This window comes from Pseudomonas sp. S04, from assembly GCF_009834545.1.
In the GTDB taxonomy this organism is placed as follows: Bacteria; Pseudomonadota; Gammaproteobacteria; order Pseudomonadales; family Pseudomonadaceae; genus Aquipseudomonas.
In genome coordinates this window covers 3335434-3351062 of record NZ_CP019427.1, presented here as the reverse complement: position 1 = coordinate 3351062, position 15629 = coordinate 3335434, and the positions used below count along the sequence as shown (strand labels likewise).

Genomic DNA, 15629 nt, shown 5'->3' with positions numbered 1-15629 from the left:
GGCGCGCCCCAGACCATCGCGAGCAAGCGGGCGCCGCAAGCGGGCGCCACAATGTGAACGCTACCCCTTGTAGGAGCGAGCTTGCTCGCGAAGAACTCAAGAACGACGCGTAAATCCAGAATAAACGCGGCGCGCCCCAGACCATCGCGAGCAAGCTCGCTCCCACAAGGTTACGCGTTCAGCCTGGAGCGCGCGCTCGCTCGCACACCACTACAACCAGTAGCTCACCGCATACCAACCCAATACGCCCATCACCACGGTATAGGGCAACGCCATCCACACCATGCGCCCGTACGACAGGCGAATCAGCGGCGCGATCGCCGAGGTCAGCAGGAACAGGAATGCCGCCTGACCGTTGGGAGTGGCAACGCTGGGCAGGTTAGTACCGGTGTTGATGGCAATCGCCAGGGTCTCGAAGTGCTCCCGGCTCATGTGGCCGGAGAGGAACGCCTGCTTGACCTCGGTGATGTAGATAGTCGCTACGAACACATTGTCACTGATCGCCGATAACAGGCCATTGGCAATGAACAGCATGCCCGGTTGCTGCTCGACTGGCAGGACCAGCACCCACTGGATCAACGGGGTGAACAGTTGTTGATCGTGAATGACTGCCACCACGGCAAAAAAAGCTACCAGCAGCGCGGTAAAGGGCATGGCGTCCTTGAAGGCGTTCCCGAGGCGATGCTCATCGGTAATCCCGGTCAGCGAAGTGATCAACACAATCACCATCAGCCCGATCAGGCCCACTTCAGCCACGTGCAGCGCCAGGCAGATGATCAGGATCACCGCCGCTGCGCCTTGCACCAACAAGGCTGCGCGCTGGCGGTTGGTGCGTTCGGCGTTATCCTGCGCCGCGTAGTCGGCCAGCACCGTACGTACGGAGTCTGGGAGCAGCGTGCCATACCCGAACCAGCGCAGTTTCTCCAGCAGCACACAGGTCACCAGGCCGGCGGCCAGTACCGGCAGCGAGACCGGCGCGACCTTGAGGAAGAATTCTGCAAAATGCCAGCCCATCTCATGGCCGATCAGCAGGTTCTGCGGCTCACCCACCAGGGTGCACACGCCACCCAGGGCGGTCCCCACCGCGCCGTGCATCAACAGGCTGCGCAGGAAGGCGCGGAACTGTTCGAGGTCTTCGTGGTGCAACACCGGCAAGTCGTGGTCGTCATTGAACGCGCTGTCCTGGCGCGGATCGTTGCCCGAGGCGACGCGGTGATAGACCGAGTAAAACCCCACCGCCGCGCTGATAATTACTGCCGTCACAGTCAAGGCGTCGAGAAACGCCGAAAGAAAGGCTGAGAGAAAGCAGAACAGCAACGCCAGTACGGCCTTGGAGCGAACCCCCAGCAACAACCGGGAAAACAGGAACAGCAGCAGGTCCTTCATGAAATAAATCCCGGCCACCATGAACATCAGCAGCAGGATCACCGGGAAGTTGTGTAGCAACTCGTCATACAGCGCCTGGGGCGTGGTCATGCCCAGCAGCAGCGCCTCGACCATCAGCAAGCCACCCGGCATCAAGGGGTAGCACTTGAGGGCCATGGCCAGGCAGAAGATGAACTCGGCCACCAGCAACCAGCCAGCCACCACCGGGCCCGCGGTCCACAGCAGCAAGGGGTTGAGTATCAGGAAAGCGAGAATGCTCGCCTTGTACCAGCGCGGCGAATGCCCGAGGAAATTATGCGCAAACGCCTGGGCCATTGAACCGGACATCGGCTGCTCCTTTGATTAAGAAGCGCGCAACTTGCCGTAACACTCGGACAAGATCAAGTTCTTGAGTTTTATTGTTGTTCATGAACGACCGGGGTTAAGCCCGATAGCGAACCAGCACGGCCCGATAGTGACCGTCCAGCGAGTAGCCGCCGACCACGATGCCTTCGTCCGCCTGCACCACCAGTGAGGTCGCGGTGTCCAGGCTATGCCCCAGGCGGGTGCGAACCCAGCCGTTACCCTCGCCGAAATCCAGGTCCGGGCGGCCGTCGGCCAGGTGCCGGGCGATCAGGAAGTCTGCCTCGACCCCGCCGATAGTGGCACCCACGCTGAGCACCCGACCATCCGGGCAGGTAGTTGCAGCCGTCCATTGGCTGGGAACCTTGGCGATCTGTGTGAGGTGGGCATGGCCTGCGTTGTTAGTCATGTCTGGACGACCATCGCAACGTACGTTCAGGGACAGGCAATGCATTGGGTCGCGACTGCTGCCAAAACACTGCAGGTGCCCATCCACGTGTTGCACCACCCGACTGACCTGGGCACTGCGCTCCTGGGCGCGGAAACTCAGGAAGCCGTGTTCGGCAAAACTGCTATCCAGACGGCCATCCTTGTCGAAGCGTGCCAGCAAACCTTCCTGGGGCAGGTCGATCGAGCCGCCGACCACAATTGCGCCATCGCGCTGCACCAGGATGCTGGACAGCCAGGTGTTGAGGAGTAAATGGCGGACCATGACAAACCCCCGGCCATTGAACGACGTGTCGAGGCTGCCGTCCGGCTCCAGGCGAATCAGGATGCCGACATGATCGGCAAATTCGAAATGGTGATTGGCCAATAGCAGGATCCGCCCATCGGCCTGAACCTGAGCGTCGCAGGCTTCGGCGCCGGGTACGCCGGGAGGCAGCCAGGCGTCACGCAGGCCCTGGGATAGGTTGCCCGGCAGGCGGACCACCTGTACGCCGCCATCACCGAACGAGAAGTCCGGGCGACCCTGAGAGTCGAACAAGGCGAGGGCAGGGAGGGTGCGGTATGGGCTTTCATATATCAGACCCGATACCAGGATGCGCCCGTCGGCCAAGGCCAGCACCTTGCCGCCAGAGGACTCCAGGCCTGGCGCGAATTGTCCGAGCACGCAGCCCTGAGTGCCAAAGCTCAGGTCCGGCGAACCGTCCGTGTGCAGGCGGGCCAGGCCGAAATGGCAGCCGTGATCCAGGCCGACTTTGGCCGCGACCAGCAATCGGCCCTGGCGGTCGACCGTAACGTCATTGGCCAGGCTCCACTGGCTGCCGGGGAAATCGACCCAGGCTTTGCCGGCGCAGGCAAAACTGCTGTCAAGTTGTCCTGCCGTATCTGTGGGGGCACAGTAAGCCAGGGCGCTGTGAATGGCGTGGATGGACATGCCGCTTCTCCTTGCGAGTCGACCTGATCCGGTATCGAGGAGGAGGACTTAATGAAGAAAACATTCAAGCGCTGATTCAAATAATGCACAACTGTCAGAAATTACAGGCGGTGCGGCGTTGTGTGCCAGAACAGTGTCTTTGCGAGCTGAAGTTCGGATTAGCCATGAAAAGCGACCGCTTGTCGTCAATTAACCGGAGTTTTCCTGGCTAACTAACCAAGGCTCACCGAGATTGCGGCAGAGGATGCCAGGAAGTTATCTCGATAAACAGGCGGGCCACCTGGATCAGTGACCCGCGCGCTGTTTTATTGCGGCATAGTCCAGGATTGCAACTGGTAACCTTCTTCGCTCAGTTCGGCACGCGCCTGCTTGAGCAGGCTCTCGAGCTGTACCGGGTCGGTGTAGATGCTGGACGGCACTTGCTTGCGTTCAATCGGGGTGCTGGTACGGTCGATCACGGTCAGCGTCAGTTCGCCAGTGCCATCTTGTGGGGCCCAGGCCACGCATTGGAAAGGAGTAAATGCGTGGTCGGCAATCAAAAGAGCTTCGTTGAGACGGAGCGGGGCGTTCATGGGGTCTTCTCTCGTAGTGCCCAATCAAGTGATCCGCCGTCGGTTGGGCTTACCGTTCGGCTGGTTACTTGTACTGATGCGCGCAACCACCGGGTAGGTCACACATCTTCTAAAGAAATTTAAACTTTCTTTCATAGACTTGGGATTAGCGGACACTTTGAAAGCTGAATGAAAGCTTGGGAGTCGATAGCTTGCTAAGTAACTTGCTTCTTATAACTAAAACGCCATTAACCTTATAGTTAAACGATACAAGACCCTGTCAAGTTCTTGCTAATGTTACACCCAGGTCTGCCAAACGACTGTTTCTAATAACTTTTCCATTATTTGGCGCCAAGGAACAGTCATGCTCGAAGTCCCTGCACTACGCCGTCTGTTGGTGGTGGATCCCTGTGACGATTGCCACCAATTGTTGCCCGGTCTGCGCGCCATCGGCTGGGATGTCGACAGCTGCAGCCTGGAAAATGCCGGCGACCGCAGTTGCGACGTCGGCCTGCTGCGCCTGCAACCTTTTCACCTGGAGCGGCCCGAAGCGGTCAAGGACCTCATCAGCCGCAGCGGCACCGAATGGATTGCCGTATTGAATCAGGAAGTGTTGCGCCTGCAGAACGTCGGCGACTTTGTCTGCGAATGGTTCTTCGACTTTCATACCTTGCCGTTCGACGTCTCCAGGGTCCAGGTCACCCTGGGCCGGGCCTTTGGCATGGCGCGCTTGCGCGGCCAGGGTACGATCCATGTCGACCAGCCGGCGCACGAACTGCTGGGCGTCAGCAAACCGATCCGCGAACTGCGCAAACTGCTCAGCAAGCTGGCGCCGACCGAGTCCCCGGTGTTGATCCGTGGCGAAAGCGGCACCGGCAAGGAACTGGTGGCCAGGACCCTGCACCGCCAGTCGCAACGCCACAGCAAGCCCTTTGTGGCGATCAACTGCGGGGCGATCCCCGAACACCTGATCCAGTCCGAATTGTTTGGCCATGAGAAGGGTGCCTTCACCGGCGCCCACCAGCGCAAGATCGGCCGCATCGAGGCCGCGCATGGCGGCACGCTGTTTCTCGACGAAATCGGCGACCTGCCGCTGGAATTGCAAGCCAACCTGTTGCGCTTCCTGCAGGAAAAACATATCGAGCGGGTAGGCGGCAGCCAGCCAATTGCGGTGGATGTGCGGGTACTGGCCGCCACGCACGTTGACCTCGAGTCGGCCATCGAGGCCAAGCGCTTTCGCGAAGACCTGTATTACCGGCTCAATGTTCTGCAAGTGATTACCGCGCCTTTGCGCGAGCGACATGGCGACTTGTCGATGCTGGCCAACCATTTCTCCCACTTCTATAGCCAGGAAACCGGACGCCGGCCCCGCAGTTTCAGCGAGGATGCCCTGGTGGCCATGGGCAAACACGATTGGCCGGGCAATGTCCGTGAACTGGCGAACCGGGTGCGCCGCGGCCTGGTGTTGGCCGAAGGCCGGCAGATCGAGGCCCGTGACCTCGGCTTGATCAGCCATCAGGCGATCGCCACGCCCATGGGCACCCTGGAAGACTACAAGACCCGGGCCGAACGCCAGGCCTTGTGTGATGTTCTGAACCGGCACAGCGACAACCTCAGTGTCGCCGCCCGGGTGCTGGGGGTTTCCCGGCCAACGTTCTACCGCTTGCTGCACAAGCACCAGATCCGCTAGGGCGCGGTGAAAGTGAAAGGCCCGCTGCGATCACCTCGCAGCGGGCCTTTTGCTGTGTGACACGGGTCAGAAGTAGTAAGGGAATTTCAGGCTGAAGGTGAAGTCCGGCGCATCGTCGGTCAGGCCGATCGACAGGTTGGGGACGATGGTCAGGTTGTCACTGGCCGCCACGGTCATGCCGACGTTGAAGTAGCCGGCGTTGGCATCGCTGGACGTCACCGATTGCCAGTCGCCGCCATCAGGCTTGAGCTTGCTCTTTTTTTGCACCAGGTCGGAGACCGAGAACGACATACTCATTTTCTCGTTCAAGGCGAACGCGACGCCCGCGCCGATCTGGAAACTGTCGCCCAGGCGCACTTTGCCCGGCGTCTTCTGGTTGACGTCAGCGCTGATGTCGTCAAACGACTCCTCCAGGTTGTGGGTATAGGACAGGGAGCCGAACAGCACGGCCGGGTCGAAGGTTTTGACCAGGGAAATCCCTGGGGTAACCGACCAGACACCGTTACCGGTTGGCAGGTCATCCGGTACGAAAAGGTTGGTATTGTCGCTGACCTGGCGCAACTTGATGCCGAACGGCTCCTTGCCGGTCGGCGCCTTGACGCGCAGGGTCAGTACCGCATCCGGGGCGGTGACCGACTCGTCCATGAACTTGTAGGCGACACCGAAGTTGACGTCGCCGATGGTTGGGTCCTGGGTCACCGTCTCCTCCGTGGTGACGCTTGCCGAACCGCCAGATGCACCGCCGGACTGATAGGTCGACTCGCGGTAGACCAGGGGGACGTTGAGGTCGAACTGCCAGCGGTTGTTGAGGTTGTAGCGTCCGGTGACGTCCATGGTCCAGGTGTCAGACTTGATCCGGTCCAGGTTGATGTTGCCGAGGAAGATCGAGTCCAGGGCCAGGAAACCGTTGAGGACCAGTTGCCGGGAATCGTAGCGGGCGTAGGTCAGGCCGGTCTCGACGCTGAACTTGCCGCCACCGAAGAAGCCACTGGCTTCGTCATAGAGGTTCGACACACTCTGTGCCGGTTGGGTGTCGTCGGCCAGCGACTGGCCGTAGGAACTGCCCTTGGCGCCTCCGCCCCCAGCGGCCCCACCTGATGCTGCCCCGGCGCCTGTACCGGCGACCTGATTATTGCCGCGCATGTCGGCGGGCGATTTGGCCAGCCGTTTTGGCGGCGGTTCGGCCGGTTGATCTTCAACCTGGCGGACTCGCTGCTCGAGCACCGCCAGGGCTTTTTGCTGGACTTCGTAGCGTTGTTTCAACTCCAGAAGTTCTTGTTTCAGGGACTCTACGTCCGGGTCAGTCGCTGCTTGCAGCAGTGCAGCGGGGAATAGAGTACTCAGACATACAACCGCGCGTAATGACACCGATCGATACATGAAATAAGCCGTCCCTTTGAGCCCAATGGTCGAAAGTCAGCGTAGTTCAATATCCCATGTTGCGTAGTCCTGTGAGTTGGCTCAGGTTGCAATCCAACGCGCCGGCGCTTGGGCCATTGTTATTGAGTACCACGTTGAGTTGAGTCAGGTTATTCACCACGTTGCTGTTGCCCAGCAGGCGGGTGTTTTGCAGCAGTCCACCCTGGGCGACTTGCTGCAGGGCATTACCCTGATTATTGTTGGCGGAGATGGCCATCTGAATGCCGCCACTGGTGGCTGTCACGGCGATCGAGCCGGCGCCGTTGCTGGCATTGATGGTGTTGCCAGCGGTCAATATCTGACTGCCCGCGGGCGGAGTGATCGGCGCCGGAGCGCTGGAAGCTTCTTTAACGTTGATACCGACATCGTTGTAGGCACTGTTACCATCGCCCGCGGCACGCACGGTCTGGGTGATGCCCTGGGTCGTGCTCAAGGCGTTGCCGCCTATCACGTTGCCGCTGCCTTGGTGTGGCGTAGTGGGGCCGCCGTTGCCGGCCTCATTCACGGTAGACACGTAAAACTGCGGTTTGACCGTTGAGGACTGAATCTGCATGGAAGTGGAGGCACCGATGATGTCGCCACTGGCATTGCGCCAGGTACTGCTCATGACCACACCAAAGCTGATGATCCGCCCGGGCATGACGTAACGACCGCGCAACTGAGCCAGTTCCGAGTCTTTGATCTCTATCGGGGTAAAACCTGCGTAGGTGAGCGACGGAAAGCTCGCAGCCAAGCATGCGGCGACCACCCAATGTGAAGTTTTCATCTTCGGCTCCTGGAGCGTCCAACTGCTCCTTTATATTTATTGAGCGCCTAGAAGAAATCGCTCTGAATAAATCCAAACTCCATCAACTCGGCATCTTTGACAGGGTTGAAATTGTCCAGCTTGTTCTTGGCAGTCAGCGGTGCCGGTGGATCGAGCAAGGCGTTGGCCTTGTCGTAACCGGGGCCGATGATGGCAAACACAATACCGTTCCAACCTTTGACAAAGTCTTCGTGGGAATAACGTTTGTGGCCCAGGACCGGATCACCGATGTACACCCAGTCTTTTTGTGCCCGCTGTAGCACCACGAAGTGCTTGTAACCACGAATATCCATCAGAACCACTACGGGAATCGTTACCGCTTCCAGTTTTTCCGGAGGGATCCGGTAGCCCCGGGCACGCATGCCGATACTTTCTATGTAGCGCTTCATGTCCAGCATGGAAAAACCCTGGGTACGTACCAGGTCCTGGTCAGCGTTGACCAACATGCCTTTGATGACGTGCTCTTCATCGACATCCAGCCAGTAGGCCTGGCGTAACACCGTTGCCAGCGCGGCGGCGCCACAACTGAAATCGGTTTTCTGTTGGACCAGGTCAGCGAATTTGCGCTCGCGCAAGCTTTGCACTTCTTTGTACACCATGACGCCGCCGGGAAGGGCGGCCACTGGCATCTGTGCAGCCTGAGTCAGGCCAGTCAGACAAAGCATCAGTGAGAGGGCAGCAACACGCATGGTCGATACGCCTTGTAGGGTCTGAAGAAAAGCCCCGTTGCCGGGGCTTCCTTGGTCTTCGCAGTTAGAAGCTGTTGCCGCCAGGGCAAGCTTTGCAGCCTGCAGCGATGGACAGCGAGTTGCTTTGTTGGTTGCCCACGCCTGCTGCAACGTTGGCACCGCCGTTACCCGAGAAGCCATTCATGGAGCCGGTCATCGAAGCATTGTTGACCACTGGGTTTTTCCAGCCATCTTTGGTCAGCACTTGCTGAGTCCAGTAGCCAGCCAGTTCGATACTTCCTTGTTCTTTGAAGGTGAATTTCTGATCTTTGTTGTTGCCACCGCCATATCTGTCGTCGTCGTCGTGACCTTTTTTGCCACCGTCAATGGTGCCGTAGCCGGTGCCTTTGTAGCTGCCGTGGGCTTTGAAGCTGCCTTTGAGGTCAACCACTTTGGTTACGCGATCCGCTTTGTTTTCCACTTCAAGACCAGTAGAAGTCTGGTTGGCCGCAGCGGCTGCCGTGGCTACGCGACCTGCCGAAACAGCAATGGCGAGGTTGTTTTTCTGTTGGTTGAAGTCGCCAGCAGCCACGTTGACACCAATGTTGCCGGAGCCGTTGTTGGCTGAGTTGTTAAGCGTAGCGTTGTTTTGGGTGGAGCGGTTTTTCACATAGTTATCGGTGTTGGTTTGAGTGGCGCTGGAGAGCGCAACGGCGCTGCCGAAGATGAATTTTTCATCGGCGGTGGCGATCGCCGCAGCGTTGTCTTGCTGGTTGCCAGCACCGGCTGCAACGTTGGCGCCCATGTTGCCGTTGGAACCATTGAGCGAGTTATCAGCCTTGGCGTTGTTGTGGGTGCCTTGGTTGAGCACGCTGTTGTCGCTGCTGTCCTGTTCGTCGAGGATCGCGGCGCCAGCACCGGCGGTGATGGACAGGATCTGATCCAGGGTTGGACCTTGTGGTTTAGTCGGATGATGACGTTTGCCGCCATCGGCCTGAGCCGCAATTGCCATGACCGCTGCCAGAGCGAAAACCAGTGGTTTCAGAGCTGTTGTAGGTTTCATGGTGTTTCTCCGTGCTTATTAGTTGGTTAAGTGTTGGTACTTTCTAATCGCACTGCGGTTTGGGTCAGTCAGCGACCCGGATGCTCAGGGTGTTAGCCATTCGGTTCCCCACCCCTGCACTCTGGTTCACCTGTATCACTCCTCGGCTGCCGGTGAAGGCCTGGTCGCTGGTAACGACCTGGCGGCTGCCTTGCGAAGTGCCAGTTGCTCCTGAGTCTGGTAACAGCGCCACGTTCTGTTGGGACAGGACGCTGTCGTCGATGCTTTGCGGTACGGCGCTGACGCTGATCCGCATGGCATTGATCATCTGGTTGTTGGCGCCGGCCGACTGGTTGACACCCAGTGCGCCGTTGCCATTACTGAACGCGTTGCCCGTGATGGCACTGGTTGCGTTCATCGAGCGATCGGCAGGCGTGGTGATGGACTGGCGCAGGTTGCCGCTGGCCGAAGCCTCGGTACCGATCGCAATGGCGCGGCTGTTGACCTGTTGTTGCTGGTCGCCGGCAGCCTGGTTCATCATCATGTTGCCTTTGTAGTTGGCCCCGGAGTTGCTCAGGGTCGAGTTGTTCACGACGTTGACAGCGGAGTCGGCCATCGCGCAGGTGCTGCCCAGCAGGGCAATGAAGATCAGGGTGCGCTTCATCTCATTTCCCCATGTTGGTCAAAGGCGACAGGCCGATATTGATGGTGCGAGTGATGGTTCCGGAGATCGCGTTGCCACTGCCGCCGCCGTGTCCGGCCGACATACCGGGCAGACCATTGGGATTGGTCAGTACGTTGATCCCGGCGCCGCTTTTGGGGTTGGGTACAACGTTTTGATTGATCACCCGATAGCCACTGTTGATGCCGGCAAAGTCGCCGTCACTCAGTTCGTTGTTGGTGGCTTGCACGACCCGTGCGGACGGGTTGGCGTTGACGGTCGTGGGGTAGGGATCTTTGTCGAAAGGTTGTCTGCCGATGGAGCGGGGCTGGACGTCACGTTGAAGCACGATGACGCCATTACCCTCAGCCTGGACCGGCATACTGAGCACGGAGCTCAATGCGCATCCGAACATCAGCAAGCGGGTAAAGCCTTTATCGTTATTCTCCATGTCGGCGCTCCTTCTCTTTTATGCGCTGGCCCTGTCAGCGTTGTCAGGGAGAGAGCAGAAGCTGTGCCGCTTTTTGTTTTTCACATGAATTCAACGACTTGGCGATTCAACCGGGTAATCACCGGCTGGCACTGTATCAAGCATGAGACAGGGCACGCCGCCAGCACGTGGCAGCAGTCGAGGTAAAGCTCTGGAACAAGGGTTCTGGCGGGGCTGTATCAGTGGTGTAACAGTGCGCGTGACAACGCGGTGAACCCGCTTGTATCGGCGGTTTCGCTGCATGTAGGTGTTTCAGGAATGGACACTTGGGCCCCGGAACCGGGGCAAAAGTGCGGCTCGAAGGCCGCTTTGAGGGGTTAAACCTGGAGCAATTGCTCTACCGCAGTGAACGCCAGACACCGCCGCTGGGCCCAGTCACCCTCGATAATCTGCAGTTGCCGCCCGTGCTGCTGCAACCAGCCACGGGTGGCATCGAAGAACGCCAGGCGTTGCTCCAATTGTGGTTGGCAACGTTGGCCGTCGTCGGTCCATTCCACCGCTTCCGGGGACAGCAGCAGGTGCAGGTCGTAGTGGCGGGCGAGCAGTTGTTCTTCGATCCAGGGCGGGCAGTCGCCAAACAGGGTCTGGCTCCAGAGTATGTTGCTCAGCAAGTGGGTATCGAGAATCAACAACGCCGGCTGTTGCACCCGGGCGCTGTCCTCCCAGGCCAGTTGGCCCCGGGCAATCTGCGGGATATCGGCCAGGCAGGTATCGCGCGGGTTCTGCTCGATGAAGTAGCGCACGTATTCACCCACCAGCAGCCCGCCGAAATGCTGGTGCAGTTCGGCCGACAGCCAGCTCTTACCACTGGATTCCGGGCCGGTGAGGACTACCACCTTCATGTGCGCAGCGCCGGGTCGGCCCGCCATTCGCGCAGGCCCTGGACCGCCAGCAGGGTAAACACCGCATAGAGCGATGCCGTCAGGTACAGGCCCTTATAGAGGAACAGCCCGACGAAGATCACATCCACGGCGATCCACAACGGCCAGCATTGCACCCGCTTTTGTGCCATCCACCACTGGGCAACCAGGCTAAAGCCGGTCAATGCGGCATCCAGCCAGGGCTGCGCGGCATCGGTCCAATGGGCCATGGCGGCGCCCAGCAACAGACTTCCGACTGCGCCCAAGGACAGGTCGCGCAGCATGCTTGCGTTGCCCAGGCGCGTCACTTGCCGGCCGTGGCGGGTTTCGCCACCGCGCGTCCACTGCCTCCAGCCATACAGCTGCAAGCCGGCGTAGACCACCTGCAGCAACATGTCCGAGTAGAGTTTGACCTCGAAAAAAATCCAGCTGTAGAGCAGCACCATGACCAGGCCGATCGGCCAGCACCAGGGATTCTGTTTGACCGTCAGCCAGACGGCGATCACGCCGAGCGTGGCGGCAAACAGTTCAAGCCCGGACATGGCGGTTCCTTGGGGAAGTCGAAGAGGGCGCCGATTGTACAGCAGCGCCGCAAATCGAGGGCATGCCAACACATGCGTGAACGCCAGCGGGCCTTGTATGCGAGCCGGGCGGCGCTCCGTCTGCTTGCGAAGACCTCGAGTACGTTGCGTTGAGCCAGGCTTGGCGCGCAATCGTTAACGACCATCGCTGGCAAGCCAGCTCCCACAAGGGTTACGCGCGGTCCTGTAGGAGCGGGCGCCCGCGTGCATTCAGTCAATACGCGTCATCGTTGACGAACATCGCTAGAAGCTCGCACTAAACCCGGAACTGCCTCAGCAGTCCATTGAGCTGTTCGCTGAGTTCCTTCAAGTGCACGCTCGCCGCACTCGATTGCTGCGCTGCCAGGGCGGTGCTGTGTGACAGGCCGGCCGCCTGGGTCACGTTCTGGTTGATGTCTTCGACCACGTGGGCCTGCTGCAGGGTGGCGCTGGCGATGGACGCATTGAGGCCGTTGAGGTTGTGCAGCGCCTGGCCGATGGCATGCAGGCTGGCACCGGCCAGTCCGGCTTGCTCGATGGTCAACTGGGAGGCGCGGCTGCTGTCGCCGATCACCTGCACGGCAGCCTCCGAATGGTTTTGCAGGCGTTCGATCATCGTCTGGATCTGCGCGGTGGATTTCTGCGTGCGTTGCGCGAGCAGGCGCACCTCGTCGGCCACCACGGCAAAACCGCGGCCCTGTTCGCCGGCCCGGGCCGCTTCGATAGCAGCGTTGAGGGCCAACAGGTTGGTCTGTTCGGCGATGGAGCGAATCACCTCCAGTACGCTACCGATCTGGGTGCTTTCGCTGGCCAGGGTGCGAATCACTTGCACCGCCTGTTCAATGGTGGCGGACAACTGATCGATCTGCTGCAGGCTGCCGTCAATGTTGACCTGGCCCTGGTGCGCCTGCGCCTGGGCATCGCGCATTTCGCTGGCGGCGTGCTCGGCATTCTTGGCGACATCCTGTACGCCGTAGGTCACTTCATTGATGGCGGTTGCCACCAGCTCCATCTGTTGCGACTGCTGCTGGCTGCGGGACTGGGCTTGCGCGGCGTTATCGCCCAAGTCCGTGGAGGATTGTCCCAAGGCACTGGCCGATACCTGCAGTTGGCTGATCACTCCGCGCAATTTGGCGGTGAAGGCATTGAAATGCCTGGCCAGTTCGGTCACTTCGTCCTGGCCGTGGGTGTCGAGGCTGCGGGTCAGGTCGCTTTCGCCGCTGGCGATGTTGGCCATGGCGTCCACGGTTTCCTGCAGGGGCCGCACAATGCTGCGCGCGATCAGCATCACCAGCAGGGCCATCAGTAGCGCAATGCCCAGGCCCACTAGCGAGGCTTCCCGCACCTGGCTCCGGAACTCGAGTTGCATGTCGTCGATATAGACCCCCGAGCCAATCACCCAGCCCCAGGGTTCGAACAATTTGACGTAGGAGGTTTTCTGCACCGGTGTACTGGCGCCCGGCTTGGGCCAGCGATAGTCGACCATGCCGGCACCCTTGGCCTTGGCGATGGCAACCATCTCGTTGAACAGGGCAAAGCCGTCCGGGTCCTTGATCGCCGACAGGTTCTGGCCATCCAGCTTGGGATTGGTGGGGTGCATGACCATCACCGGGGTCAGGTCGTTGATCCAGAAGTAGTCGCTCTGCTCATAACGCAATCCACGGACCACGCTCAGGGCCTGCTGTTGCGCGACTTCGCGGGTCAGGGTGCCGGCGGTTTCCAGTTGCCGGTAGTAATCCAGCACGCCGCTGGCCGCCTCAACCACATGGCGGGTCTTTTCTGCCTTGGCTTGATACAGGTCGTCATGAATCTGCTTGAGCATCAGCAAACCCAGGGTCAAGAGCATCAGCACAGCCACTACCAGGATGAGCCACAACCGCCGGCTGATCGACATACTGCGCAAGCTGTTCATAGTGCGTCACTCCAGGTTCTTATTCTTGTCATCAACCAGCGCCAGCATAAGGGCAGACTTTTGCCACTACGCCAATACGACTGAAGTCCCATGACGGCGCAGCGCTGGCCGGGCATGTCTGATAGGATTTCGGCCGCGCACGGGAAAACCTGAATCCGTGCTGATTTTTCACAGGATTTTTACCGGTTCCGGTAGATCCTGTACGCCTTGCCATTCAGCTACGCTGAGCGCAGTGAACACCAAAAAAACTAGATAACGTGGCATGCCAGGGGCATCGCTTCATGGGGGATTGATGGATCTTTGGACGGCCATACAGGCGTTGATTCTTGGGGTTGTAGAAGGGCTGACCGAGTTCTTGCCGATTTCCAGTACCGGGCACCAGATTATCGTGGCGGACTTGCTCGATTTTGGTGGCGAGCGGGCGATGGCATTCAACATCATCATCCAGCTCGGGGCGATTCTCGCGGTGGTCTGGGAGTTTCGCCGCAAGATCCTCGACGTGGTCATCGGCTTGCCGACCCAGCGCAATGCGCAACGCTTTACCGCTAACCTGCTGATTGCCTTCCTGCCAGCGGTGGTACTGGGGGTGATTTTCGCCGACCTGATCCACCATTACCTGTTCAACCCGATCACCGTGGCCACGGCCCTGGTGGTGGGCGGGGTCGTCATGCTGTGGGCTGAGCGTCGCCAGCACAGCGTGCGCGCCGAGACGGTCGATGACATTACCTGGAAAGATGCACTGAAAATCGGCTTCACCCAGTGCCTGGCGATGATCCCGGGAACCTCGCGCTCCGGCTCGACGATTATCGGCGGCCTGCTGTTCGGCCTGTCGCGCAAGGCGGCCACCGAGTTCTCGTTCTTCCTGGCAATGCCGACCATGGTCGGTGCCGCGGTGTACTCGGGCTACAAGTACCGTGACCTGTTCCAGGCCTCGGACCTGCCGGTATTTGCCGTGGGTTTTGTCACCGCGTTCATTTTTGCGATGATCGCGGTCAAAGGCCTGCTCAAGTTCATCGCCAGCCACAGCTACGCGGCGTTTGCCTGGTACCGGATAGCTTTCGGCCTGTTGATCCTGGCGACCTGGCAGTTCGGCTGGATCGACTGGACGGCGGCCAAGGCGTGAACGCCCCTCGCAACGGTGTTGCCATCCAGCATCCGCGTCTCAAGGGCCTGATCTTCCTGGGCCTGTGTGCCTTGCCGCTGATCGGTTCCAGCCTGTTGTGGCTGCGCGGGGGCTCGCCGCTGGCGCTGGCGGCCTACGGCGTGGTCAGCGTCCTGGCATTCCTGCTGTACTGGAGTGACAAGCGCAAGGCCCGTACCGAGCGCTGGCGCACCCCGGAAAACGTCCTGCACGCAGTGGAGCTGGCCGGCGGTTGGCCGGGCGCGTTGCTGGCCCAGCAAGTGTTCCGCCACAAGACCCGCAAGGTGTCGTTCCAGGTCGTGTTCTGGATCATCGTGCTGCTGCATCAGGTGTTCTGGATCGACCAGTTATTCCTCGGTGCCGGCTTGTTCAGCCTGTTTTAAAGGAGCAAGCCGACCTGCACCCGCTTGGGCAACTTGCTCACCACCAGTTGGTGGGAACGTTGCAATAAGCCCTGCAGCTCAGCGGCCCCCAGCGGGTAGGGGGGCTGCATGATGATCCACTGGGCGCGCGCCAGATAAGGCGCCGGCCCTATCCCCGGGCGGTCGACGTGGCCGAGGAACAACTCCTTGTCCACCTTGAACGCCAATGAGTCGCCCCGCAGATTCTGCAGGGCGAACATCTTGTTTCCCGCCACCGAAAACACCCGCACGCCCCCCCATTTGTAATCTTCCCGGGCCCCGGGCAGGGCCAGGCAGAAGTCGGCGACCTGTTGTTCGCTCAT

The 15629-nt window shown here is 59.9% G+C and carries 16 protein-coding genes; 3 read left to right on the top strand and 13 right to left on the bottom strand.

The window, feature by feature from the left end; all coding sequences use genetic code 11:
• Window positions 1–210 precede the first annotated feature (210 nt).
• The 3 genes from nhaB to PspS04_RS14795 form a co-directional block, all read right to left on the bottom strand.
• Window positions 211–1713 (bottom strand): sodium/proton antiporter NhaB, encoded by a 1503-nt coding sequence (gene nhaB / locus PspS04_RS14805; RefSeq protein WP_159996189.1) that lies wholly within the window; start codon window positions 1711–1713, stop codon window positions 211–213.
• Between the two features lie 94 nt (window positions 1714–1807).
• The gene (locus PspS04_RS14800) at window positions 1808–3106 is read right to left on the bottom strand and encodes a hypothetical protein (protein ID WP_159996187.1); all 1299 of its coding nucleotides are present in this window, start codon (window positions 3104–3106) and stop codon (window positions 1808–1810) included.
• Window positions 3107–3411: 305 nt separating this feature from the next.
• The gene (locus PspS04_RS14795) at window positions 3412–3678 is read right to left on the bottom strand and encodes a hypothetical protein (RefSeq protein WP_095170447.1); all 267 of its coding nucleotides are present in this window, start codon (window positions 3676–3678) and stop codon (window positions 3412–3414) included.
• Between the two features lie 343 nt (window positions 3679–4021).
• Between PspS04_RS14795 and PspS04_RS14790 the strand changes: the two genes are divergently transcribed.
• Window positions 4022–5347 (top strand): sigma-54 dependent transcriptional regulator, encoded by a 1326-nt coding sequence (locus PspS04_RS14790; protein WP_159996185.1) that lies wholly within the window; start codon window positions 4022–4024, stop codon window positions 5345–5347.
• 66 nt (window positions 5348–5413) lie between these two features.
• Here the strand turns inward: PspS04_RS14790 and PspS04_RS14785 are convergent, their stop codons facing one another.
• The 9 genes from PspS04_RS14785 to PspS04_RS14745 all read right to left on the bottom strand — a co-directional run bounded on the left by PspS04_RS14785 (window position 5414) and on the right by PspS04_RS14745 (window position 13764).
• On the bottom strand, window positions 5414–6727 hold the full coding sequence (locus PspS04_RS14785) for a transporter (protein WP_095170445.1): 1314 nt from the start codon (window positions 6725–6727) through the stop codon (window positions 5414–5416).
• Between the two features lie 46 nt (window positions 6728–6773).
• Window positions 6774–7532: a hypothetical protein gene (locus PspS04_RS14780; RefSeq protein WP_159996183.1), complete on the bottom strand. Its 759-nt coding sequence runs from the start codon at window positions 7530–7532 to the stop codon at window positions 6774–6776.
• A gap of 47 nt (window positions 7533–7579) precedes the next feature.
• The gene (locus PspS04_RS14775; RefSeq protein ID WP_095170443.1) at window positions 7580–8260 is read right to left on the bottom strand and encodes a C39 family peptidase; all 681 of its coding nucleotides are present in this window, start codon (window positions 8258–8260) and stop codon (window positions 7580–7582) included.
• A gap of 64 nt (window positions 8261–8324) precedes the next feature.
• Window positions 8325–9302 carry a heme utilization protein gene (locus PspS04_RS14770; RefSeq protein ID WP_159996181.1) on the bottom strand — a complete coding sequence of 326 codons (978 nt, stop codon included), beginning with the start codon at window positions 9300–9302 and terminating at the stop codon, window positions 8325–8327.
• Between the two features lie 64 nt (window positions 9303–9366).
• Complete coding sequence (locus tag PspS04_RS14765) at window positions 9367–9945, bottom strand: adhesin (RefSeq protein WP_095170441.1); 579 nt, start codon at window positions 9943–9945, stop codon at window positions 9367–9369.
• 1 nt (window position 9946) lies between these two features.
• Complete coding sequence (locus tag PspS04_RS14760; RefSeq protein WP_095170440.1) at window positions 9947–10393, bottom strand: hypothetical protein; 447 nt, start codon at window positions 10391–10393, stop codon at window positions 9947–9949.
• A 356-nt stretch (window positions 10394–10749) separates the two neighbouring features.
• Window positions 10750–11274, bottom strand: coding sequence for an AAA family ATPase (locus PspS04_RS14755; RefSeq protein WP_159996179.1), 525 nt, complete (start codon window positions 11272–11274; stop codon window positions 10750–10752).
• Window positions 11271–11834 carry a nicotinamide riboside transporter PnuC gene (pnuC, locus tag PspS04_RS14750; RefSeq protein WP_159996177.1) on the bottom strand — a complete coding sequence of 188 codons (564 nt, stop codon included), beginning with the start codon at window positions 11832–11834 and terminating at the stop codon, window positions 11271–11273. The genes PspS04_RS14755 and pnuC overlap by 4 nt, the downstream gene beginning before the upstream one ends.
• Before the next feature lie 295 nt (window positions 11835–12129).
• Window positions 12130–13764, bottom strand: coding sequence for a methyl-accepting chemotaxis protein (locus tag PspS04_RS14745; RefSeq protein ID WP_159996175.1), 1635 nt, complete (start codon window positions 13762–13764; stop codon window positions 12130–12132).
• A 292-nt stretch (window positions 13765–14056) separates the two neighbouring features.
• On the opposite strand from PspS04_RS14745, the gene PspS04_RS14740 reads away from it, so the two are divergent.
• The gene (locus PspS04_RS14740; protein ID WP_095170436.1) at window positions 14057–14887 is read left to right on the top strand and encodes an undecaprenyl-diphosphate phosphatase; all 831 of its coding nucleotides are present in this window, start codon (window positions 14057–14059) and stop codon (window positions 14885–14887) included.
• Window positions 14884–15288, top strand: a complete 405-nt coding sequence (locus PspS04_RS14735) for a DUF1294 domain-containing protein (protein ID WP_095170435.1) — start codon at window positions 14884–14886, stop codon at window positions 15286–15288. The genes PspS04_RS14740 and PspS04_RS14735 overlap by 4 nt, the downstream gene beginning before the upstream one ends.
• Here PspS04_RS14735 and PspS04_RS14730 read toward each other — a convergent pair.
• Entirely contained in the window at window positions 15285–15629 is a 345-nt protein-coding gene (locus tag PspS04_RS14730) for an MmcQ/YjbR family DNA-binding protein (protein ID WP_174244618.1), read from the bottom strand. The genes PspS04_RS14735 and PspS04_RS14730 overlap by 4 nt on opposite strands.